The organism is Rosenbergiella epipactidis (assembly GCF_018494055.1).
Classification (GTDB): Bacteria; Pseudomonadota; Gammaproteobacteria; order Enterobacterales; family Enterobacteriaceae; genus Rosenbergiella; species Rosenbergiella epipactidis.
Genome location: NZ_JABBFQ010000002.1, coordinates 93,170 through 116,908 on the forward strand (window position 1 = coordinate 93,170; position 23,739 = coordinate 116,908).

19 protein-coding genes are annotated in these 23,739 nt (G+C 49.1%); 5 read left to right on the forward strand and 14 right to left on the reverse strand.

What is annotated here, in order from left to right; translation table 11 throughout:
• Window positions 1-2: 2 nt before the first annotated feature.
• From mraY to ilvI, 10 genes are all read right to left on the reverse strand, one after another.
• A complete protein-coding gene (gene mraY, locus HGT71_RS03385) occupies window positions 3-1,085 on the reverse strand; it encodes a phospho-N-acetylmuramoyl-pentapeptide-transferase (RefSeq protein WP_048911508.1) in 1,083 nt (360 codons plus the stop codon).
• Window positions 1,079-2,440, reverse strand: a complete 1,362-nt coding sequence (murF, locus tag HGT71_RS03390) for a UDP-N-acetylmuramoyl-tripeptide--D-alanyl-D-alanine ligase (RefSeq protein ID WP_214216622.1) — start codon at window positions 2,438-2,440, stop codon at window positions 1,079-1,081. The genes mraY and murF overlap by 7 nt, the downstream gene beginning before the upstream one ends.
• Window positions 2,437-3,924 carry a UDP-N-acetylmuramoyl-L-alanyl-D-glutamate--2,6-diaminopimelate ligase gene (murE, locus tag HGT71_RS03395; RefSeq protein ID WP_214216623.1) on the reverse strand — a complete coding sequence of 496 codons (1,488 nt, stop codon included), beginning with the start codon at window positions 3,922-3,924 and terminating at the stop codon, window positions 2,437-2,439. The genes murF and murE overlap by 4 nt, the downstream gene beginning before the upstream one ends.
• Entirely contained in the window at window positions 3,911-5,665 is a 1,755-nt protein-coding gene (gene ftsI, locus HGT71_RS03400) for a peptidoglycan glycosyltransferase FtsI (protein WP_048911505.1), read from the reverse strand. The genes murE and ftsI overlap by 14 nt, the downstream gene beginning before the upstream one ends.
• 13 nt (window positions 5,666-5,678) lie before the next feature.
• Window positions 5,679-5,999, reverse strand: coding sequence for a cell division protein FtsL (ftsL, locus tag HGT71_RS03405; RefSeq protein WP_048911504.1), 321 nt, complete (start codon window positions 5,997-5,999; stop codon window positions 5,679-5,681).
• Window positions 5,996-6,940 carry a 16S rRNA (cytosine(1402)-N(4))-methyltransferase RsmH gene (gene rsmH / locus HGT71_RS03410; protein ID WP_214216624.1) on the reverse strand — a complete coding sequence of 315 codons (945 nt, stop codon included), beginning with the start codon at window positions 6,938-6,940 and terminating at the stop codon, window positions 5,996-5,998. The genes ftsL and rsmH overlap by 4 nt, the downstream gene beginning before the upstream one ends.
• Window positions 6,940-7,398, reverse strand: coding sequence for a division/cell wall cluster transcriptional repressor MraZ (gene mraZ, locus HGT71_RS03415; protein WP_214216625.1), 459 nt, complete (start codon window positions 7,396-7,398; stop codon window positions 6,940-6,942). The genes rsmH and mraZ overlap by 1 nt, the downstream gene beginning before the upstream one ends.
• A gap of 310 nt (window positions 7,399-7,708) precedes the next feature.
• Window positions 7,709-8,725: a catabolite repressor/activator gene (gene cra, locus HGT71_RS03420; protein ID WP_214216626.1), complete on the reverse strand. Its 1,017-nt coding sequence runs from the start codon at window positions 8,723-8,725 to the stop codon at window positions 7,709-7,711.
• A 130-nt stretch (window positions 8,726-8,855) separates the two neighbouring features.
• Entirely contained in the window at window positions 8,856-9,347 is a 492-nt protein-coding gene (gene ilvN / locus HGT71_RS03425; RefSeq protein WP_048911500.1) for an acetolactate synthase small subunit, read from the reverse strand.
• On the reverse strand, window positions 9,347-11,071 hold the full coding sequence (gene ilvI / locus HGT71_RS03430; protein WP_214216627.1) for an acetolactate synthase 3 large subunit: 1,725 nt from the start codon (window positions 11,069-11,071) through the stop codon (window positions 9,347-9,349). Before ilvI ends, ilvN begins: the two co-directional genes overlap by 1 nt.
• Before the next feature lie 759 nt (window positions 11,072-11,830).
• Here ilvI and leuA point away from each other — a divergent pair.
• From leuA to leuD, 4 genes are read left to right on the forward strand one after another with little or no spacing between them, the layout of a single operon-like run.
• Window positions 11,831-13,396 (forward strand): 2-isopropylmalate synthase, encoded by a 1,566-nt coding sequence (gene leuA / locus HGT71_RS03435; protein WP_214216628.1) that lies wholly within the window; start codon window positions 11,831-11,833, stop codon window positions 13,394-13,396.
• A gap of 2 nt (window positions 13,397-13,398) precedes the next feature.
• Window positions 13,399-14,490, forward strand: a complete 1,092-nt coding sequence (gene leuB, locus HGT71_RS03440) for a 3-isopropylmalate dehydrogenase (RefSeq protein ID WP_214216629.1) — start codon at window positions 13,399-13,401, stop codon at window positions 14,488-14,490.
• Between the two features lie 4 nt (window positions 14,491-14,494).
• Window positions 14,495-15,895 (forward strand): 3-isopropylmalate dehydratase large subunit, encoded by a 1,401-nt coding sequence (gene leuC / locus HGT71_RS03445; protein ID WP_214216630.1) that lies wholly within the window; start codon window positions 14,495-14,497, stop codon window positions 15,893-15,895.
• Between the two features lie 11 nt (window positions 15,896-15,906).
• Entirely contained in the window at window positions 15,907-16,512 is a 606-nt protein-coding gene (gene leuD, locus HGT71_RS03450; RefSeq protein WP_214216631.1) for a 3-isopropylmalate dehydratase small subunit, read from the forward strand.
• 63 nt (window positions 16,513-16,575) lie between these two features.
• Here the strand turns inward: leuD and secF are convergent, their stop codons facing one another.
• Genes secF through tgt form a run of 4 tightly spaced genes read right to left on the reverse strand, consistent with a single transcriptional unit; the run spans window position 16,576 to window position 20,905 of the window.
• Complete coding sequence (gene secF / locus HGT71_RS03455) at window positions 16,576-17,541, reverse strand: protein translocase subunit SecF (RefSeq protein WP_099822586.1); 966 nt, start codon at window positions 17,539-17,541, stop codon at window positions 16,576-16,578.
• Window positions 17,542-17,551: 10 nt separating this feature from the next.
• Window positions 17,552-19,399, reverse strand: coding sequence for a protein translocase subunit SecD (secD, locus tag HGT71_RS03460; RefSeq protein ID WP_099822587.1), 1,848 nt, complete (start codon window positions 19,397-19,399; stop codon window positions 17,552-17,554).
• A gap of 25 nt (window positions 19,400-19,424) precedes the next feature.
• Entirely contained in the window at window positions 19,425-19,757 is a 333-nt protein-coding gene (gene yajC / locus HGT71_RS03465; RefSeq protein ID WP_062811989.1) for a preprotein translocase subunit YajC, read from the reverse strand.
• Window positions 19,758-19,780: 23 nt separating this feature from the next.
• Window positions 19,781-20,905: a tRNA guanosine(34) transglycosylase Tgt gene (tgt, locus tag HGT71_RS03470; RefSeq protein ID WP_214216632.1), complete on the reverse strand. Its 1,125-nt coding sequence runs from the start codon at window positions 20,903-20,905 to the stop codon at window positions 19,781-19,783.
• A 658-nt stretch (window positions 20,906-21,563) separates the two neighbouring features.
• Here tgt and fhuE point away from each other — a divergent pair.
• Window positions 21,564-23,738 (forward strand): ferric-rhodotorulic acid/ferric-coprogen receptor FhuE, encoded by a 2,175-nt coding sequence (fhuE, locus tag HGT71_RS03475; protein WP_214216916.1) that lies wholly within the window; start codon window positions 21,564-21,566, stop codon window positions 23,736-23,738.
• Window position 23,739: the final 1 nt, after the last annotated feature.

Here is a 23,739-nt window from a genome sequence, read left to right on the forward strand (position 1 = left end):
AATTAACGTACCTTCAGGGTGGCGAGACCGATCAACACTAACATTAATGAAATGATCCAGAAACGCACAATGACGCGCGGCTCAGGCCAGCCTTTTAACTCGTAATGGTGGTGGATAGGTGCCATACGGAAGATACGCTGCCCACGTAATTTGAACGAGCCTACCTGTAAAATTACCGACAGCGTCTCGACTACGAATACGCCGCCCATAATGACCAGTAAGAACTCTTGACGCAGTAAGACGGCAATGGTGCCTAATGCACCACCGAGCGCCAATGAACCGACATCACCCATAAACACTTGTGCTGGGTAAGTGTTAAACCATAAGAAGCCGAGTCCCGCACCGACAATCGCCGTACAGACAATCACTAACTCGCCTGCATGACGCAGATAAGGGATATGCAGATAGTCCGCAAAGTTCACGTTACCCGTTGCCCATGCGACTAGCCCAAATCCGGCTGCGACAAATACGGTTGGCATAATCGCTAAGCCGTCCAGTCCATCGGTCAAATTGACGGCATTACTGGTGCCAACGATCACAAAGTAGGTCAGGAATAGATAGAGCAGACCTAACTGCGGCATAATATCTTTGAAGAAAGGAACCACTAATTGTGTCGCGGGCGTATCTTTGCCAATTGCGTAAAGGGCAAAAGCCACCCCCAGAGCAATCACTGATTGCCAGAAATACTTCCAACGGGCGATCAGGCCTTTGGTATCTTTACGGACAACTTTACGATAATCATCGACAAAGCCCACGATGCCGTAGCCAATGAGTACCACGAGCACACACCATACGTAGGGGTTAGAAGGGTACGCCCATAACAGCACCGAAATGGTAATGGAGGTCAGGATCATTATCCCCCCCATGGTCGGCGTCCCACGCTTACTGAAGTGTGACTCGGGTCCATCGTTACGAACGACTTGGCCGATCTGTAATTTCTGCAGCCAAGCAATGAGCCGTGGCCCCATCCATAACGAGATAAATAAAGCCGTTAATAAACTGACAATGGCGCGAAACGTCAAATACGAGAAGACGTTAAATCCTGAATAAAATTTAGCCAGATGCTCGGCTAGCCAAACTAACATGCGTCTTTCTCCTGTAATGACATAACGATTTCTTCCATTGCAGCACTGCGTGATCCTTTCACTAATAGCGTTACAACCTGATGTTCCTGAATTAATTCACGCGCCCGCTCTGTTAGCGCCAACTTGCTGGCGAAGATTTCTCCGACTTGGCTCTCTTGCGCGATCCACTGGCTATATTGCCCCACGGTGAACACTTTATCGACGCCAGCGTCATGCAGTGCTTTACCGACTTGACGGTGACAGGATTCGGTATCACTCCCTAGTTCCCCCATATCTCCCGCAATCATGATCCGGTAGCCCGGCATCGAGGCCAACACCTGCGCCGCTGCAGTCATTGATCCCACGTTTGCGTTATAGGAGTCATCGAGTAACAGTACCGATTGCGATAATTTGATCGGATAAAGACGACCAGGCACGGCGGTTAATGTCGCAAGGCCCTGTTTGATTGCGTCCAACGATGCACCGACGGATTGCGACAGTGCCGCAGCAGCGAGTGCGTTAGCAATATTGTGCTGCCCAGGGAGCGGCAGAAGCACCTGACAATCGCCCTCAGGTGTATGTAAACAAAAGCGGGTTCCCTCAACCGTAAAGGTGACGTCTGTGGCGTAATAATCATCCCTCCCCTGCTCTGCAGCAGAAAAGGTAAGAACGCGTTTGTCCGCCAAGACGGGTTGCCAATTATCGCGGTCATTACTCTCTGCATTGAGAATCGCAATACCTTGCGGTGCTAAGCCTTGGAAAATTTCACCTTTGGCTTTCGCCACACCTTCTATTGATCCGAAACCTTCTAAGTGTGCGGCAGCAAGGTTATTGACTAGCGCTACCTCTGGCTTCACTAAATGCGTGGTGTAGGCAATTTCCCCTTGATGGTTTGCCCCCATCTCGATTACCGCAAAGCGGTGCTCCGGCGTGAGGCGCAAAAGGGTCATCGGTACACCGAAATCATTATTAAGATTTCCTGCGGTGTAGAGCGTTTCGCCACACTGTTTCAAGATCGCGGCGGTCATCTCTTTCACCGACGTTTTCCCGGATGAGCCGGTCAGACCAACGACTCTCGCCGAGACGTTTTCACGTACCCAGCCACCGATTTTACCGAAGGCGATTCGTGTATCCTCTACCACGATTTGCGTAGCGGCAATATCTAATCGACGGCTTACCAGAAGCGCACTGGCTCCCGCGTTGATGGCTTGCTCCGCAAACTGGTGTGCATCAAATCGTTCACCGATTAATGCCACGAATAAGCTACCTTCGACAATCTCACGCGTATCGGTGGTGATATGACTCAGCGTAACGTCTCTACCCACCTGCTCACCTGCAGTGATCAGCGCGAGTTGTTCACTCGTTACTGGGATCATGCCATCGTTCCTAATAAAGTTGCGACCGTTGCACGGTCTGAGTAATCAAGTCGCTGATGACCAATAATCTGATAATCTTCATGGCCTTTTCCAGCAATCAATACGATGTCTTGTTCTGTAGCCTGTTGAAAGACGTTGGCGATGGCCTGAGCACGGCCGGCAATCACTTGTGCATGGCTCGCGTCTATCAGTCCAGATAGAATGTCTTGAGTGATCGCGGCAGGATTTTCGCTGCGTGGATTATCATCGGTAATGACGACACGGTCGGCGAATTCTTCTGCGATCGCGCCCATCAGTGGGCGTTTGCCTCGGTCCCGGTCTCCGCCGCAACCGAAGATGCACCAAAGTTGGCCTTGGCAGTGGCGGCGTGCCGCTTCTAAGGCCTTTTGTAGGGCATCGGGGGTATGAGCATAATCCACTACGGCAACAGCATGTCCAGGCTGTTTAAACACTTCCATCCGCCCGCAGACCGGTGACAGTCGAGACGCCGTGGCAAGTAATTGCGCTAAGGGATATCCCAATGCCAACAGCGTAGCCAAGGCTAATAATACATTACTGACATTGAACTCACCGATTAACGCACTGACACATTCGCCCGAGCCCCATGCGGAGTCGAATTGAATCGCTACACCCTCTTCATGATAGGTGATTGCCGTGGCGGTTAGCCACAGACCATGGCGTTGCGATAGGCTGAGTCCACGCGCACTCACGGCAACCGCATCCGTCAGCTGAGTTAGCCATTGCTGGCCTATCTCATCATCCGCATTAATAACGCTGACGCCAACCTGATGCTCCGTAAAGAGCGATAATTTTGCGGCTGCGTAGCTTTCCATATCGCCGTGGTAATCAAGATGATCACGACTTAGGTTAGTGAAGATTGCTGCGGAAAAAGGTAGCGCCGCAACACGATGCTGCACTAAGCCATGAGATGAAATTTCCATCGCGGTTAAGTTGACGTGCTGCGCGGAAAATTCTGCCAGCGTTCTCTGTATATCGATCGCCGAACCAGTGGTATTTTCGCTCTCGACCAGCTGCCCATACAGGCCATTTCCGACGGTTCCCATTACCGCGCTGGATTCACCCAGTAAGGTTACCCACTGTGCCAGCAGCTGCGTAATAGTGGTTTTACCATTCGTTCCCGTCACGCCAACAATTCGCATCGCGTCGACAGGTCGACAATAAAAGCGCCCCGCTAGCGCGGATAAGCGCTCCGATAATTGAGCGAGATAGATAACCGGAACTCCCTCGACTTCACGGATTTCGCCATCTTTCGCAACATCTTGTGCATCGGCGACCACCGCTGCAGCGCCTTGTGCAATGGCTTGGGAAATATATTTTCGTCCATCCACACTGTGACCGACGACAGCGACAAAAAGGTCGCTAGCCGTAACATGACGACTATCAAGCGTCATCGCCTTAAGCATTAGTGCAGGAGCGTTAGGTACCCAAGGTGCTAACACCTCTTGTAGGTTACGATCGGTCACTTGATCCCTCGCTGGTCAATTCTTTATTTTCTGTTGCCAGGGCATCTGGCTCAACATTCATTGTGCGTAATACCCCTCCCATAATGGCACCGAATACCGGTGCCGAGACAGCCCCGCCATAATATTTTCCACCTTGTGGATCGTTAATGACCACGACTAAGGCGAATCGAGGGCGGCTGGCGGGAGCAACCCCGGCGGTATACGCAATATACTTGTTCACATAATGGCCATCTGGGCCAACTTTTTTGGCGGTACCGGTCTTAATCGCAATCCGATAGCCTTTAATCGCTGCTTTGACGCCACCGCCACCGGGGAGCGCCACACTTTCCATCATATGAACCACTGTCTTAACCGTCGCCTCATCGAAGGCACGTGTTCCGGCAACGGGAGGGGAAACTTTGGTAATCGATAGCGGGCGAGCAATACCATAACTGCCGATAGTGGCATAGACGCGAGCCAGTTGTAGCGGCGTCACCATCAACCCATAGCCGAAGGAGAACGTCGCACGTTCGATATCAGACCAACGCTGTTTATGCGGATAAATACCTTTACTTTCGCCCACTAATCCAAGATTGGTCGGCTGCCCTAATCCGAAATGGGAATAGGTTTCGACCAGTGCAGACGATGGCATGGCCAAGGCTAAACGGGATACCCCAACGTTACTCGACTTCTGTAGCACACCCGTCAAGGTTAATTCATTATAACGAGCGACATCTTTGATTTCATGGCCATTAATCCGATAGGGTACAGTATTTAATACACTGCTAGGATGCACCACTCCCCGCTTGAGGGCTGTCATCACTACCATCGGTTTTACGGTTGATCCTGGCTCAAAAATATCGGTGATCGCACGGTTACGAATGGTTTCACGCGGGGTATTACTGAGATTATTCGGGTTGTAGGCTGGGCTGTTCGCCATTGCGAGCACTTCCCCCGTGTTTACGTCGACCAGAACAGCCGTTCCTGATTCCGCTTTGTTAAACGCTACGGCATTGTTCAGCTCGCGATAAACTTGCGCCTGCAGTCGCTCATCAATACTCAGGGTCAGATTATGCGCCACACGGCTATCGGTCGACGAGATATCTTCAATCACTCGACCTTGGCGATCTTTGCGCACAATACGTGCGCCAGGTGTACCCGTTAGCCATTTATCAAAGCTTTTTTCGACGCCTTCGATCCCTTGACCATCAATATTGGTAAAGCCAATCAAATGCGCAGCCACCTGCCCTGCTGGATAGTAGCGGCGGGACTCCTCACGTAAGTTAATCCCCGGTAACTTCAATTTCTGAATATAGCTACTGACCGCTGGATTCACTTGTCGAGCAAGGTACACAAAGCGGCCTTTCGGGTTAGCATTTATCCGTGAGGAAAGTTGGTCAAGAGACAGCGACAAGGCATCAGCCAACGCTTTCCAGCGATTATCGTAACCAATACCGCCGTGGGCATTAACCTCTTTTGGATCGGCCCAAATTGCACTGACGGGTACACTCACCGCGAGCGGTCGACCATTACGGTCGCTGATCATGCCGCGTGAGCTCGGAACAGATTGCACGCGCAACGAGCGCATATCGCCCTCTTTCACCAAGCGCTCAGGTTTCACCACTTGCAGCCAGGCGACACGAGAAAGCAGGCCGACCAACGCCAGCAGTATTCCGCCGCATAACAATGCAAAACGCCAACGAATAAAGTTGGCTTTGATTTCTTGCTTTTTTGTTTTCAGCGTTTTCTTTGCGCCGGCCATCAGTTTTCTATCCCTATGGTTGAACCACTATATGTTCCTGAGAAGGGTCAACATGCTGCATATGCAGTTTTTCGACTGCTAAACGCTCGACACGGCTGTGATCCCCTAAGGCATTCTCTTCAAGGATCAAATTTCGCCATTCGATATCTAGCGAGTCTTTCTCTAACACCATCTGTTCGCGTTGTGCCGTCAGTAGACGTGTTTTTTGTGTCGTAATCACCACCATAATGGAGGTCACTAACACGGCGACAAGAAGGATAATGGGGAGTTTTCCATGCCGTAACAGATCCCCGCCAATAACGGCGGGTAAGCTATGACGCTCATTATTAATCACGCTTCACTCCTTTCTGCGATGCGTAAAACCGAGCTACGTGCACGAGGGTTTTCGGCCACTTCTGCCGGGCCTGGTACCGATTTACCCAGCGAGCGAAGTTCCCTTCCCCCCAGCGCCTGTATTTGCGCCTCAGTCATGGGTACACCTGCTGGCACTTGTACGCCGCGGCTATGGGTACGCATAAAGCGCTTCACCAAACGGTCTTCAAGAGAGTGGAAACTGATGATCGACAGTCGCCCTTTTGGGGCTAGCGCTTTGATAGAAGAAGCTAAGGCTCGCTCTATCTCTTCTAACTCGCTATTAATCCAGATGCGTATCGCTTGGAAACTTCGGGTTGCAGGATGCTTATGCTTGTCTTTAACCGGCATCGCCGCCGCAATGACCTCGGCTAACTCTTTGGTCCGCGTCATCGGCGCTAAGCGATTACGCTCGACGATAGCGCGCGCAATACGTTTACCGAATTTCTCTTCACCATAGGTTTTGATCACAAAGGCAATATCGTCTTCGGCGGCACGCATCAGCCACTGTGCCGCAGATTCCCCCTGTGAAGGGTCCATCCGCATATCCAGCGGCCCATCGCGCATAAAGGAAAATCCCCGTTCCGCATCATCAAGTTGCGGAGAAGAAACGCCGAGATCAAGCAAAATCCCATCGATTTTTCCCACCAGCCCTAAAGACTCTACGTAGTCACCCAACTGCGAGAAAGGACCGTGAATAATAGAGAAGCGTGGGTCGTCGATTTGCTCGGCTGCCGCGATGGCTTGTGGATCGCGATCGATAGCGATCAAACGCCCCTTTTCACCCAGCTGAGAAAGGATTAATCGGGAGTGTCCTCCACGACCAAAGGTACCATCAATATAGATACCTTCTGGCTGAATATTTAACCCGCTGACGGCATCGTCGAGCAGTACGGTAGTATGTTTAAAGTTGTCAGACGTCATTATAACGATAAGTCCTGCAAACGCTCAGATAATACACCCTGAGCATGTTGCTCAGCCTCAATGTCTTGCTTGACTTGGTCATACCAAGTCTGTTCGTCCCAAAGCTCAAATTTATTGTATTGGCCGACCAACATAATGTGTTTGGTTAATGTGGCGTGAGTGCGTAAGGGAGCGGTCAATAGTAACCGTCCCGCAGCATCAAGCTGCCCTTCTGTCGCATGCCCCAGCAGTAAGCGCTGTATACGTCGTTCGGCTGGATTCATCGAAGAGAGATTCGCTAATTTACGCTCAATCCGTTCCCATTCCGGTAAGGGATAAAGCAGTAAACAAGGTTGATGAATATCAATCGTGCAGACCATATTCCCTTCAGACAATTCATAAAGTTGCTCACGATAGCGCACGGGCATCGCGAAGCGTCCTTTACTGTCTAGATTTACAGGGTTGGCCCCACGGAACATGATAAGCCCTTATATTTGGAAAAAAACACCACTTTGCCCCACATTTTCCCACAAAGCGAGTTTACGGAGCGGAGGAAAAGCTTGTCAAGCGGCTTTGACTGTTGCCACGGAATATTTCCTGTTATCTCTGGCTTTTTTTGTAGTGAAAAATCGTATTTCTAGGCAGGGATTCAGCTAACTCAATGATTTATAGCGTAAGACACATCAATGATACGGAATAATCCATATTTGAAGAGATGCTTTGTAAAAACTAAGTTCTCAGCCACTTCGGCCGATGATTATACAATAATTTTTACCAATATACTGGGGTTCACTGTGAATGCGTCGTACGGACCAATGCTCCTCGAGCATGCAGATGCCGAGAAATGGTGGTAATTCCTAATTCTCGATCCTCATTCTGTTCAAGAGTTTTTAAGACCAATGCTAGTACGCACTCAGCAATATCTTGATGACGCTGCCCTGCAGACAGCACAGGGCAAGCAAGAAAGTCTAAAAGCTCATGATCACCGAAGGTAGCGATTGAGAGAGTCGAGGGAAGCTCGCCAAGTGTCGATAAGCAGGCATCCATAACGCCTTGGAGTAACGCAAACGATGTGGTGAAGATCGCGGCGGGTAAGCGATGTTGTTGCAGATAGGTGGTAAATTGTTGTGCTGCACGTTGACGGTCAAAGCTATCACTGTACAAGAATTGCGGTTGGCGAGCGTCCTCTTTCCACGCCTCACGGAAACCCTGCTCCCGTAGAAAACTCACCGATAGCTCGGGAAGCGCACCAAAGAAAAGAATATTATCAATCGATTGCTGACGTTGCGCTTGGGCTAAGGCAAAGGCGTCTTCACGATCTGCGCCAACCACACTACTAAATAACCGCTGATCTAAAGGCCGGTCTAACGCAATGACCGGTAATTGGCGTTCAGCGCAACGTTGATAAAAGGGATGCTGGGCAGGGAGCGACGTTGAGACAATAAGAGCATCGATCTTGCGTTGTAGAAGATGTTCAATACAGCGCATCTCGTTGTCCGGTTGATCCTCCGAACAGGCGATAAGCAATTGGTAGCCTTGTTGACGAGCGTGACGTTCAAGATGTTTCGCAATACGCGTGTAACTGGTGTTTTCAAGATCAGGAATGACCAGCCCGATGGAGCGTGTTTTTCCTGCTCGCAGGCCGGCAGCCACCGCATTGGGATGATAGTTATGCTCCCGCACAACCGCCATGACTTTTTCAACGGTCTTATCGCTAACGCGATACTGTTTAGCCTTACCATTAATAACGTAACTCGCGGTGGTTCTAGAAACCCCCGCCAGTCGTGCAATTTCGTCTAGTTTCACCCTACCCTCGCTCTTCACTACCGACTTAGGAGACTCGTATTAAGGCCCTAAGACTATATACCTTATCCAGTTGGTAACAGGCAACAGGTGTGACAGGGAAAGACCTTATCAGTCTTTCCCTTAACGAGGATTAATTGAGGGTTTTATCACCGCGTGAAATACCGATAACGCCCGAACGGACAACTTCTGCAATCTCGGTCACCGCGCGTACCGCAGTTAGGAATGCATCCAGTTTTTCTGCACTCCCTACTAGCTGTACGGTATAGAAACGCGGGCTGACATCGACAATTTGGCCACGGAAAATATCGGCACAACGTTTGATCTCTTCACGCGCAGCACCTTCCGCGATAATTTTGACCAGCATAACTTCACGCTCGACGAACGCTGACTGACCCAGCTCGTTGACCCGTAACACATCAACCAGTTTATGGAGTTGTTTCTCGATCTGCTCCAACACTTTCTCATCGCCGATGGTTTGGATCGTAATGCGCGATAGCGTTGGATCTTCAGTAGGTGCCACGGCTAAGCTTTCGATGTTATAGCCGCGTTGAGAGAAAAGGCCGACCACTCTCGATAACGCCCCAGACTCATTTTCAAGTAACACTGACAATATCCGGCGCATTATTCACTCCTTTCCGTCTTGCTTAACCACATCTCGTTCATTCCAGCGCCACGAACCAACATCGGGTACACGTGCTCACTGCCATCCACCATCACATCAACAAACACCAAACGGCCTTTTGCTACCAAGTCCAAAGCTTGTTGCAGCTTAGCTTCCAGCTCATCCGGAGAGTTAATCGCGATCCCTACATGGCCATATGCTTCGGCAATTTTGACGAAGTTCGGTAAAGATTCCATGTAAGAGTGTGAGTGACGCCCGGAGTAGATCATATCCTGCCACTGCTTAACCATGCCCAAGTAACGGTTATTCAGGTTCAGGACTAAAATAGGTAATTCATACTGTAACGCGGTAGACAACTCCTGGATATTCATCTGAATACTGCCATCCCCCGTCACACAAACGACCGTCTCATCGGGTAAGCATAACTTCACACCCAATGCTGCAGGTAGGCCAAAGCCCATCGTGCCAAGGCCGCCGGAATTGATCCAACGCCGTGAGTGGTCGAACGGATAATGTAATGCGGTAAACATCTGGTGTTGACCCACATCCGACGCGACGTAGGCTTGCCCTTTGGTCAACTTCCATAAGGTGCGAATAGCCGCTTGCGGTTTGATTTTTTCGCCTTCCGTGGAGTAAGCGAGACAATCACGCGCACGCCACTGATCGATCTTCGCCCACCATTCAGCACTCAGTGTGGCAGAAGGAGGCGGTGTTTTATCGAGTAATTCGACCATCTGTTCCAGTACTTGACGGGCATCGCCGACAACAGGAACGTCCGCATTAACGGTTTTCGAAATCGATGCTGGATCGATATCGATATGGATCACCGTGGCATCCGGACAATACTTGGCAATATTATTGGTCGTCCGGTCATCGAAACGCACACCTACCGCAAAGATAACGTCTGCATTGTGCATAGTCATATTTGCCTCATAGGTCCCATGCATTCCCAACATGCCGACACTTTGCGGGTGTGTTCCAGGGAAACAGCCTAATCCCATTAGGGTCGTAGTGACCGGTAAATGTAATGTTTCCGCCAGCGTTTTTAACGCCGATTCTGCGTGAGCGGTAATCACCCCGCCACCAGCATAAATCACGGCCTGCTTCGCCGCCAGCAGCGTGCTTAGCACACGTTTAATCTGCCCTTTATGCCCTTGTACCGTAGGATTATAAGAGCGTAGGCTTACGCTTTCTGGCCAGTGATAAGGGAGTTTCACCGCAGGATTCAAGATATCTTTAGGGAGATCGATGACCACCGGTCCCGGACGCCCGGTTGAGGCTAACCAGAACGCTTTCTTAATCATCTCAGGAATATCTTCGGTACGTTTGACTAGGAAGCTGTGTTTAACGATCGGTCTTGAGATACCAATCATGTCGCACTCTTGAAACGCATCGCTGCCGATTAAGGAGGACGCAACTTGTCCGGAGAGGACAACCATCGGAATGGAGTCCATATAGGCCGTCGCAATTCCGGTAATAGCATTGGTTGCGCCAGGGCCAGATGTGACGAGTACCACCCCAGGTTCGCCTGTTGCACGCGCCACGGCATCAGCCATATGCACCGCAGCTTGCTCATGACGCACTAATATATGGTCGACGCCACCCACTGTTTGAATCGCATCATAAATATCCAGTACCGCTCCACCGGGATAACCGAACACCTGTTTTACGCCTTGATCAATCAGTGACTGAATGACCATTTCTGCTCCTGACAACATCTGCATTACTGCCTCCGGCTTCACACTCATACAACTGATTACTGTCACAGTGATAAGAAAATATACGCTTGCCACTTCCACTCCCCAGAAGGGTCGATCATTTTATTTTTTACTGAGTGGAAGCTTTCTTACGTTAACATACCGCTTAAATTCCCGGCAGGGAAAATAAGTGAAAAAAATTTACCCGCGAAATGAATAGAGAATTATTCTAGGATTTTCGTTATCGACCTAATAAAAAAACTAAACAATTAATCAGATGGAGTTTGATACACGCCACTCAGCGAAAAATAAAGAAAATATCTCAACAGAGAAATCTTCAAATACCTTAAGTCAGCTATATCGCATAAGATTATTACAGCAAACTAAATCCCCACATATGAACATTAACGCAGAATAATCATCTATCATAAAATCGTTTATATGGATTTAATGTATAAAAATCATAAGCTTAAAATTGCAGATGAAAGATTGATATTCCGCTAACTTAACGGTGACTTGCCTATTCGCGACCAAGTTAATTTTTCGTTGACATGCCCCGCCAATTCACGTACCAATATAAGGACACACAGATTCTATAGGCTTTAATAATGATTCGTTTCACTGCACTCACAGAACTCCTCCTCCTCGCTAAATATCAGCGCGGTTGTTCTGTGGGCGAAAACGAATAAAGATTAAAGCCTGAACGAACTGAAAAACCCGCGCCGAACAGCGCGGGTTTTTTTATGCGCTAAGGCCATCAAATATAAGAATTTAAGGAAGCAAATTATGAGCCAGCAAGTCATTATCTTCGACACAACATTACGCGACGGTGAGCAAGCATTACAGGCGAGTTTAAGCGTTAAAGATAAATTACAGATCGCGCTGGCTTTAGAGCGGATGAAAATCGACGTAATGGAAGTCGGTTTCCCTGTCTCCTCTCCCGGTGACTTCGAATCGGTCCAAACCATTGCCCGTACCATCAAAAATAGCCGTGTTTGCGCCTTAGCCCGTTGTGTCGAGAAAGACATCGACGCGGCATACGAATCCTTAAAAGTGGCTGACGCTTTCCGTATTCACACCTTTTTAGCCACCTCTCCGATGCACATTGAAACCAAATTGCGCTCGACCCTGCCAGAGGTGATTGAGCGTGCGGAATACATGATTCGCCGTGCACGCAACTATACTGATGATGTCGAGTTTTCCTGTGAAGACGGTGGCCGTACCCCAATTGACGATTTATGTCGCGTCGTCGAAGCCGCAATCAATGCCGGTGCCCGCACCATTAATATTCCTGATACCGTCGGCTACACCCTGCCGCACGAATACGCCAACATCATCTCTTCATTAATCCAACGTGTCCCGAACATCGATAAGGCGATCTTATCTGTTCATACTCACGATGACTTAGGTATGGCCGTCGGCAACGCGATGGCCGCCGTAACGGCTGGTGCGCGTCAGGTTGAAGGGACCTTAAATGGCTTAGGCGAACGTGCAGGTAACTGTGCCTTAGAAGAAGTGATTATGGCGATTAAAACGCGTCATGCCATGATGAACGTCCAAACCGGCATTAATCACCAAGAAATTTACCGTACCAGCCAAATTGTTAGCCAGATTTGTAATATGCCTATCCCTGCGAATAAAGCCGTGGTGGGTAGCAACGCCTTTGCTCACTCCTCAGGGATCCACCAAGATGGCGTGTTGAAAAACCGTGAAAACTACGAAATCTTAACGCCAGAATCGATCGGCTTACACCAAGTTCAATTGAACCTGACTTCACGTTCTGGCCGCGCGGCAGTAAAACACCGTATGGCTGAAATGGGTTATCAAGAACAAGATTACAATTTAGACTCCTTATATGAGGCATTCTTAAAATTAGCCGATAAGAAAGGCCAAGTATTCGATTACGATTTGGAGGCGTTAGCTTTCATTAATAATCAAGCCGATGAGAGCGATCACTTCGTACTGCATGACTTCACGGTACAGTCTGGGGCAAGTATCACGGCGACCGCATCAGTAAAATTAGCGATAGGCGCTGAAATCAAAGAAGAAGCTGCCACCGGTAATGGCCCTGTCGATGCGGTTTACCAAGCAATCAACCGCATCTCGGGATTAGAGATCGAGTTAGTTAATTATAAATTAACCGCCAAAGGCCAAGGTGAGAATGCGCTGGGCCAAGTGGACATCGTCGTGAAATATAACGACCGTAAATTCCATGGCGTTGGCTTAGCTACCGATATCGTCGAGTCTTCCGCGAAGGCGATGGTGAATGCATTAAACACGATTTGGCGTGCACGTCAGGTCGAGCAAGAATTAAAGCGTAAGTCTCAGACTGAAATTAAGGAAACAGTGTAATTATGTCGACTCAGTATAATGTTGCGGTTTTACCCGGTGATGGAATCGGTCCTGAAGTGATGGCCCAGGCTGAAAAAGTCTTGGCTGCGGTCAGCCAGCGTTTTGGCTTTCAGATCAACACTCAGCATTTTGATGTCGGCGGTATTGCCATCGATAACCATGGTTCTCCGCTTCCTGCTGCAACCGTAGCAGGCTGCGAACAAGCAGATGCCATCCTGTTTGGTTCTGTCGGAGGGCCTAAATGGGAACACTTGCCGCCGAGCGATCAACCTGAACGTGGTGCCCTGCTTCCTTTACGTAAACACTTTAAACTGTTCAGTAACTTGCGCCCTGCAGCCCTGTATAAGGGGTTAGAGGCTTATTGCCCTCTGCGCAGCGATATTGCCGCACGGGGATTCGATATTTTATGTGTCCGTGAATTAACAGGTGGTATCTACTTCGGTCAACCGAAAGGCCGTGAAGGCAGCGGCGATCAGCTGCGCGCTTACGATACCGAAATTTATCACCGCTATGAGATCGAGCGTATCGCTCGCTTAGCGTTCGAGTCAGCGCGCAAACGTCGCCATAAAGTCACCTCCGTCGACAAAGCGAACGTACTGCAATCGTCGATTTTATGGCGTGAAACGGTCACTGAAATTGCGAAAGAGTATCCAGACGTCGAGTTATCACACATCTATATCGATAACGCCACGATGCAGCTGATTAAGGATCCTTCTCAATTCGACGTACTGTTATGTTCCAACTTATTCGGCGATATCCTGTCTGATGAGTGTGCGATGATTACCGGTTCGATGGGTATGCTGCCTTCTGCCAGTCTGAATGAAGAAGGGTTCGGACTATACGAACCCGCAGGCGGATCGGCCCCTGATATCGCCGGAAAAAATATCGCTAACCCGATTGCACAAATTTTATCACTAGCATTGTTACTGCGTTATAGCTTACAACAAGGTGACGCGGCAGAAGCGATCGAAAACGCGATCAGCAAGGCGCTGGCTGCGGGACACCGTACTCATGACTTAGCCGGTGACGGTCAAGCAGTCAGTACTGATGAGATGGGTAACATCATTGCCCGGTATATTGCCGAGGAAAAATAATAAAATGAGCAAAACCTTATACCAGAAGTTATTTGATGCACATGTCGTTTACGAGGCGCCACAAGAGACGCCTATCCTGTACATTGACCGTCACTTAGTTCACGAAGTGACCTCACCACAAGCCTTTGACGGGCTACGCGCTCACGGCCGTCAATTGCGTCAGCCATCAAAAACTTTCGCGACGATGGACCATAACGTCTCGACAGAAACACGTGATATTAACGCGTCCGGTGAGATGGCACGTATCCAGATGCAAGAGCTGATCAAGAACTGTGCCGAGTTTGGGGTCAGTCTGTACGACTTAAATCACCCCTTCCAAGGTATCGTTCACGTTATCGGCCCAGAACAAGGAATTACCTTACCGGGGATGACCATTGTCTGCGGTGACTCGCATACCGCCACCCACGGAGCCTTTGGTGCTTTAGCATTCGGTATTGGTACATCAGAAGTTGAGCACGTGATGGCGACCCAAACCTTGAAACAAGGTCGGGCAAAAACGATGAAGATCGAAGTCACGGGTTCTGCCATTGGCGGTATCTCAGCGAAAGACATCGTACTAGCCATTATCGGCAAAACCGGCAGCGCCGGAGGCACCGGTTATGTTGTGGAATTCTGTGGTGCAGCGATCGAAGCGCTAAGCATGGAAGGTCGTATGACGCTGTGTAATATGGCCATTGAGTTAGGGGCTAAAGCGGGCTTGGTCGCGCCGGATGAGACAACCTTTGAATACTTAAAAGGCCGTCAGTTTGCGCCGAAAGGCGAGCAATGGGATGAAGCCGTTGCTTACTGGAAAACCTTAAAATCTGATGATAACGCCAAGTTTGACGCTGTCGTCACCTTGGATGCGGCAGAGATCGCTCCACAAGTCACTTGGGGAACCAACCCAGGGCAAGTTATCGCTGTTGATCAGCCTATCCCACGTCCAGAAGAGTTCAGTGACCCGGTCGAACGCGCTTCAGCGGAGAAAGCGTTAGCCTATATGGGCCTTGAGGGAGGCGTCCGCTTAACGGATGTCGCAATCGACAAAGTCTTTATCGGTTCTTGTACTAACTCGCGAATCGAAGACTTACGCGCCGCGGCTGCGATTGCCAAAGGGCGTAAAGTGGCACCGGGTATCGTTGCTATGGTGGTCCCAGGCTCTGGACCGGTTAAAGCGCAGGCTGAAGAAGAAGGCTTAGATAAAATCTTCCTAGAAGCGGGATTTGAATGGCGTTTACCGGGCTGTTCAATGTGTTTAGCCATGAACAACGACCGCCTGAATGCAGGAGAACGTTGTGCATCAACCAGTAACCGTAACTTTGAAGGGCGTCAAGGACGTGGTGGACGGACTCACTTAGTCAGTCCCGCCATGGCAGCCGCAGCCGCCGTTACCGGTCGCTTCACTGACATCCGTACCTTGAACTGAGGATCTGCATCATGGCAATTAAATTTACTCAACATACCGGACTGGTTGCGCCTTTAGATGCGGCCAATGTCGATACGGATGCGATCATTCCAAAACAGTTTCTACAGAAAGTTACCCGCACAGGTTTTGGTCAGCATCTGTTTAATGATTGGCGCTTTATCGATGATTCGGGCAAAATCCCTAATCCAGATTTCGTCCTGAATAAGCCTCTGTATAAGGGGACCAGTATTTTACTGACCCGTGAAAACTTCGGCTGTGGCTCGTCGCGTGAGCATGCGCCGTGGGCCTTAACCGACTTCGGTTTTCGTGTGGTGATCGCGCCCTCTTTCGCTGATATTTTCTACAGCAATAGCTTTAATAACCAACTGCTTTTGGTCAAATTAAGCGAAGCACAGATTGACGAGCTGTTCCAACTTGTTGAGCAACATCCTGGTATTAATTTTACCGTTGATTTAGAAGCGATGACGATTCAGGTAGGCGATAAGGTTTATACTTTCGAACTGGATAGCTTCCGTCGTCACTGCATGTTAAACGGTTTGGACAGTATTGGCCTTACGCTGCAGCATGAAGCATCGATAGGGGATTACGAAGCAAAGCAGCCTGCTTTTCTGCAGTAATTCATTTAGCGTTTAGCATAAAAAAAGGGACATTTTCATGTCCCTTTTTTATTGCCGCGATTTCTACTGAATGCGTGGCTGGTCTGCCCCTTCTTTCTCGACTTTCTGCACTAACATATGTTCGCGCTTCATACCGAGTTTCAACGCCAACGCTGACGCGACGTAGATAGAAGAGATAGTACCGATGGCGACACCAATTAACATCGTCAGTGAGAAGCCACGTAACAGCTCACCACCAAAGATAAACAGCATCAACACCACCACCAAGGTGGTCGCCGAGGTCATCAATGTCCGGCTCAATGTCTGAGTCAGAGAAATATTGACGATATCGTAAGGCGAGCCACGACGGATCTTACGGAAGTTTTCACGGATCCGGTCAGAAACAACGATGCTATCATTTAACGAGTAACCAATCACTGACATCAATGACGCGATGATCGTTAAATCGACCTCAATATGGAACAGTGATAATACACCCATCGTAATGACAACATCGTGCGCCAAGGCTAATACTGCCCCCAGTGCAAGACGCCATTCAAAACGAAAGCCCACATAGATCAAGATACAGATCAAAGCAGCCAGCAGTGCGAGTGCGCCGGCCTGTGCCAGGTCACTACCAACGCTCGGTCCAACGAATTCAATACGTTTAACCACTGCGGTCTGCTGGGTCGCTTGGTTGATCTCGCTAACAACTTTGGTTCCCAGCTCTTGTCCTGCATTACCATCATGCGGGGATAAGCGCACCATCACGTCACGGCTGCTACCGAAGTTTTGGACTTGAGGATCGCTGAAGCCGGCATGTTGTAAGGCTGAACGCATTACATCCAATTCACCAGGTTTTTCTAGCGTAATCTCAATGACCGTCCCGCCGGTAAAATCCAGTCCCCAGTTAAAGCCACGCACACCAATAATGATGGCAGAAGCAATCAACAGTAGCGCTGACAGGGTAAAAGCTAACTTGTCCCAGCGCATGAAGTCATGCACCTTACGGCCATAGTTAAGTTGTTCAATACTATATTCTTGTGCCACAACAGGCTCCTTAGATCGACAACTTGTTGATACGTTTGCCGCCGTAAAGCAGGTTCACAATCGCTCGTGTTCCTACAATGGCCGTAAACATGGAGGTTGCCACCCCAATCGCTGTCGTAATCGCAAACCCTTTAATAGAGCCAGTACCCACAGCATAGAGAATGATAGCCGTAATAAGCGTTGTCACGTTAGCATCGACAATACTGGAGAACGCGCCACGATAACCTTCGTGAATCGCCTGTTGTACTGTCCGCCCGTTACGTAGCTCTTCCTTAATCCGTTCGTTAATCAACACGTTGGCATCAACCGCTACGGCTAGGGTCAAGACAATCCCGGCAATACCCGGCATAGTCAAGGTCGCACCCGGCAACAGAGACATGATCCCGATGATTAAGATTAAGTTTGCAATCAGCGCTGTGGTCGCAATGACACCGAATTTCTTATAGAACACCAGCATAAACAGAATCGACACCGCAACACCCCACAAGCATGCATGCAAGCCTTGTTGGATATTCTGTTGCCCCATGGTTGGACCAATGGTGCGTTCTTCAACAATCTGAATCGGCGCGATTAGTGCGCCAGCGCGTAATAGCAGAGAGAGCTGATGCGCTTCATTTGGATTGTTGATGCCAGTGATACGGAAGCTATTAGCAAGACGAGATTGAATGTTCGCCACGTTAATGACTTCTTCTTGTTTCGCTAGAATCGCACGACCGTTGGCATCTTTTTTACCGCTGTCTTTATATTCAACAAACAATGTCGCCATGGGTTTGCCGATATTATTCCGAGTAAAATCAGACATCGTGTTACCCCCCGCACTGTCTAGCGAGATGTTAACTTGTGGCTGGTTATACTCATCCATCGTAGAGGTCGAGTCGGTAATGTGATCGCCGGTTAAGACAACACGCTTGTAAAGAACAACAGGTTGTCCATCACGCATGCTCTTCACTTCGGAATCCCCTGGGACGCGTCCTGCGGCAATAGCAGCGGGATCGACCGTGGTATTCACTAAGCGGAATTCCAGTGTCGCGGTTGCGCCCAGAATCTCTTTAGCCCGTGCGGTATCTTGAATTCCCGGTAATTCGACCACAATACGGTCCGAACCTTGACGCTGAACCAGTGGCTCAGAAACGCCTAATTGGTTAACACGATTACGGAGAATAGTGATGTTTTGCTGTACTGCGTATTCACGGGCTTCGCTTAAGCGCGCATCGGTCATGGCCGCGGTAAGTTGGTTACTGCCACGGCTTCTAATCACCAGGTCACGATGGCGCGGGCTTAAGTAGCTTACGGCCGCATCACGTGCTTGGGCATTAGGGAACTGGATCTGAATACCGTAATTATCGATTTTACCGACAGAGGTATAACCGAGTTTCGCGGTACGCAGGTCTCCCCGTAGCGTTTCAGCATTTTGCTCTTGTAGCTTGCCTAAAGCCGTGTCCATGTCCACTTCCATTAAGAAGTGCACACCACCACGCAGGTCTAAACCAAGTTTCATCGGCTCGGCCGAAAGTGCGGCTAACCAACGCGGGGTCGCAGGAGCAAGGTTTAACGCCACCACGTAATTGTTGCCTAACGCGTTAACCAGTGCTTCACGCGCACGCAACTGAATATCGGTATTAGCGAAACGCGCCATGATTGCGCCATTTTCTAATGCGATAGAGCGGGTATCGATATGTTGTTGTTTAAGTACTGTCTGGATCTGATCCATTGTCTGCTCACTGGCAGCGGCGCCCCGCTCACCAGTGATTTGAACAGCCGGATCCTCACCATAGAGGTTTGGAAGTGCATACAACAGGCCGACCAGTAATACGACGATCAGCATGATGTACTTCCATAAAGGATAACGATTTAGCACGGCAGTTCCCTAAGGAAGAGTTCAATTATAATGCTTTCATTGTGCCTTTAGGCAGAACGGCAGCGACGAAATCACGCTTAACAACGACTTCATTGGTTTCATTCAGCGCGATAGCAACATAACCCGTTTCAGAGATTTTAGTTACACGACCGACGAAACCTGAAGTGGTCATCACTTCATCCCCTTTCGCGATAGATTCCATCAGTTTCTTATGCTCTTTCGCACGTTTTTGCTGTGGACGCAAAATCATAAAGAAAAAGATCAGGCCGAACACGACCAACATGATGACCATAGAAAAACTGCTATTTTGTGCTGGTGCGCCAGCCGCTGCCGCGGCATCAGAAATGAAAAAGCTCATAAACTATCCCTCATTAATTAAAATCAAAATGGTAAAGCTGGCACTTCTTTGCCAATCTTCGTATAAAAGTCAGCAACGAATTCTTCTAACCGATCGTCTTCAATCGCTTGGCGTAATCCTGCCATTAAACGCTGATAATAGCGTAAGTTATGGATGGTATTGAGCCGCGCGCCTAAGATCTCATTACAACGGTCTAAATGATACAGGTAGGCACGAGTGTAGTGCTTACAGGTGTAACAATCACATTCAGCGTCTAACGGTGAGGTATCACTTTTATGCTTAGCATTACGGATTTTTACTACACCGTCGGTCACAAATAAATGCCCGTTACGCGCGTTTCGTGTTGGCATCACACAGTCGAACATATCGATGCCGCGACGGACGCCTTCCACTAAATCTTCGGGTTTCCCCACCCCCATTAAATAGCGAGGTTTCTCTTCAGGTAGCTGCGGGCAGACATGCTCAAGAATACGATGCATATCGGCTTTAGGTTCCCCAACTGCTAGGCCGCCGACAGCGTACCCATCAAAACCAATCTCTACCAGTCCTTTGACGGAGATATCACGTAAATCTTCGTAAACACCACCCTGTACAATACCGAATAGCGCATTCTTATTGCCTAGCTCATCAAAGCGGTCACGGCTGCGCTGCGCCCAGCGTAAGGACATCTCCATCGAACGTTTGGCATAATCCCATTCCGCTGGGTAAGGCGTACATTCGTCGAAAATCATCACGATGTCCGACCCGAGATCATGCTGGATCTCCATCGATTTTTCAGGATCGAGGAAAATGGGGTCACCGTTGATAGGATTTCGGAAATGAACACCTTTTTCGGTAATTTTACGGATGTCTCCCAAGCTGAATACTTGGAATCCACCAGAGTCCGTTAAGATAGGGCCTTGCCATTGCATAAAATCATGCAAATCGCCATGCAATTTCATGACTTCTTGACCTGGGCGTAACCAGAGGTGGAAAGTGTTACCGAGCAAGATTTGTGCGCCGGTCTCTTTCACTTCTTCGGGGGTCATCCCTTTTACGGTGCCATAGGTGCCAACGGGCATAAAGGCAGGTGTTTCGACGACTCCGCGATCAAACACTAAGCGACCACGGCGCGCGCGACCATCGCGCTTAATATATTCAAATTTCACAAAACTTCTCCATCAGAGAAACAGTCTGATTAGATGCAACGAGTTACACACCAGAAATCGACGGGACGTGAGTCCATTCGTCCGTGTTAATCTTTGCAATGTTGTGCCGGTTTAGTCCTTGTTCAAGACTAAATTTCGACACAGTTAATTTCCGCGCTAGGATGCTACCATAAAGTTGATGATTTCCCTATCCCACCGCCTACTGTCAATCCCCCTTGAGCATTGCGTTCAGTCGTTTTTATTTATCCCGCTGACATCACTGAACGACTCACGGTAAAAATTCTGCTTGTTAAGCAATTTCTTTTATCTTTATTCCACTGCGCTGAATTAAAGATAAATAATACTTCACTGAATTATTTATCCCCCTCCCTCCTAATGAGTTCAAATCAACGTACTTACACCATAAACCCTGACTAAATATAGGGTTTCCCTGCATTGTTAAGACTATTACAAATTAAAGAAAATAATCATTTCCTACAGTAAAGCTAATGATTATGATTAGCCTTCTCATTTACACGCATTGCCATTAATTGTTGTCTTCTCTGCCATCACATAACAATAAAGGCACACAGCATCTAAATCTTTTTGATTTATAGGGATAACTATGTCTGCTTCTTGCAGAAGGCCAGCCCGTTTTATTGCACAGCACACACCACCGATGAATAGGTTATTCACGCTCTCGCTGCTAGCGCTCTCTATCCATTCACTTGTTGCACTTCCTGAAGCACAGGCTGCCGACACAACCGGTTCAGCGACCAATGCGTCGCCACAAGATGTGGTGGTCTACGGCGCAACGACCGACAACACTGACGACCAGACTAAACAGGACTATCAGGTTAAAACCACGCGAGCCGGTACAAAATTACTGCTGACTCCGCGCGATGTCCCGCAATCGTTGAGCGTGATCACGCAACAGCGGATGCAGGATCAACAGCTACAAACCCTCAACGATGTCCTTAACAACACAACGGGTATTACCAGTGAACAGGACGATAGCGAAAGGGCCTATTACTATTCCCGCGGTTTTAAGATCAATAACTTCACCTTTGACGGTATTCCTACCGCGATGGGAGATACGTGGAACTACGGCGATACCGCATCGGATACCTCGATTTATGATCGGATCGAAGTGGTTCGAGGGGCGACGGGCCTCATGACCGGAGCGGGTAGCCCTGCTGCCTCGGTGAATATGGTGCGCAAGCACGCTGACAGTAAGACGGCTACCGGTAGTTTACAAGCCAGTTATGGCAGTTGGCAGAAGCAACGGTATGTCGCTGATCTTTCCACTCCCCTTAACCAATCCGGTTCGCTACGTGGCCGAGTGATTGCCGGTTATCAGAACCAAGATAGCTGGCGGGATCGCTACACCAAAAACACCAAATTCCTCTATGCCGCAATTGATGCGGACTTAAGTGAACGCACCACGCTTTCTCTCGCCTACGACTATCAAGATGCCGATACCAGTAACCCGACTTGGGGAGGAAATCCGGTCTTCTACAGTAACGGAACACTGACGCACTATCGACGAGGCCTTAATTCCTCCGCCGACTGGACCTATTATCACACCACGGTGCGTAAACTTTATGCTGACCTAGAACATCATTTCGAAAACGGTTGGATTGCCCACTTAAACGGTACCCACGCTGAAAACACCTTTAGCGATAAACTGCTGTATGTTGGCTATCTCAGTATGCCCGATAGAGATACTGGTGAAGGGGCTGACGGCTTTGGCAGTAAAGATCGTGGGAAACGTGAACTGACCTCTGTGGATGGCTATGCAAGTGGCCCCTTTGCACTGTTGGGGCGTCAACACCAACTTATGATTGGCGTAAACTACAGCCGTCAACATAATGCGACGGATAGCAGTAACGGAACGACCAGTGAGGACGGCAGCGAGATTACCAGCAATGATATTGGCATCTTTGATAATCATTGGAACGGTAATATCGCACAACCCACTTGGGGGGGTTGGTATCAGAACGCAAATGATATCATTCGTCAGAAGTCTGCTTATACTGCCGCTCGTTTTTCCCTTGCCGATCCCTTAGCCCTGATCGTGGGGGCGCGTTATACCCAATATCGTAACGATGGGTCCAGCGGCAATATGGAGAAAAATAACCTGATGCCTTACGCCGGTGTCGTCTATGATCTCAACGATACTTGGTCAGCCTACGCCAGCTACACCTCTATCTTCCAGCCGCAAACCTATCGCGATAGTACCGGCCATTATTTATCACCGATTACCGGTAAAAGTTACGAAACGGGACTGAAATCAGCGTGGGACGATGGACGACTCACCGCGACTTTCGCTATTTTCCGTATCGAACAAAATAATGTGGGTCAGGTACAAGATGGCGTCTATGTCAATAATAGCAGCGAGCAAGCCTACGTTGCGACCAAGGGCGCACGCAGTAAGGGTGCTGAGTTCGAATTGAACGGAGCCATCACAGATAACCTACAAATGACCTTTGCCGCAACGCGCTATGTCGCGACGGACTCTACAGGTCGCTTCAACAGTAACCAGCCCCAAACCGTCTTTAAACTCTTTAGCCGCTATCAACTCCCTACTCTACCCGAGCTGACGGTTGGCGGCGGGATCACTTGGCAAAACCGAGTATTCTGGGACGTTGCCGCCCCTGATGGCAGCACCCAACGGGTATATCAAAGCAGCTATCCTTTAGCGAGCCTGTTTACGCGTTATCAGATCAACAAGCAGGTTGCGGTACAAGCGAATGTTAACAACCTCTTCGATCGTACCTATTACACTTATAGGAACAGTGATGTCTACGGTGAGCTCCGTAACGTCTCAGTCAGTTTATCCTATCAGTTCTAAT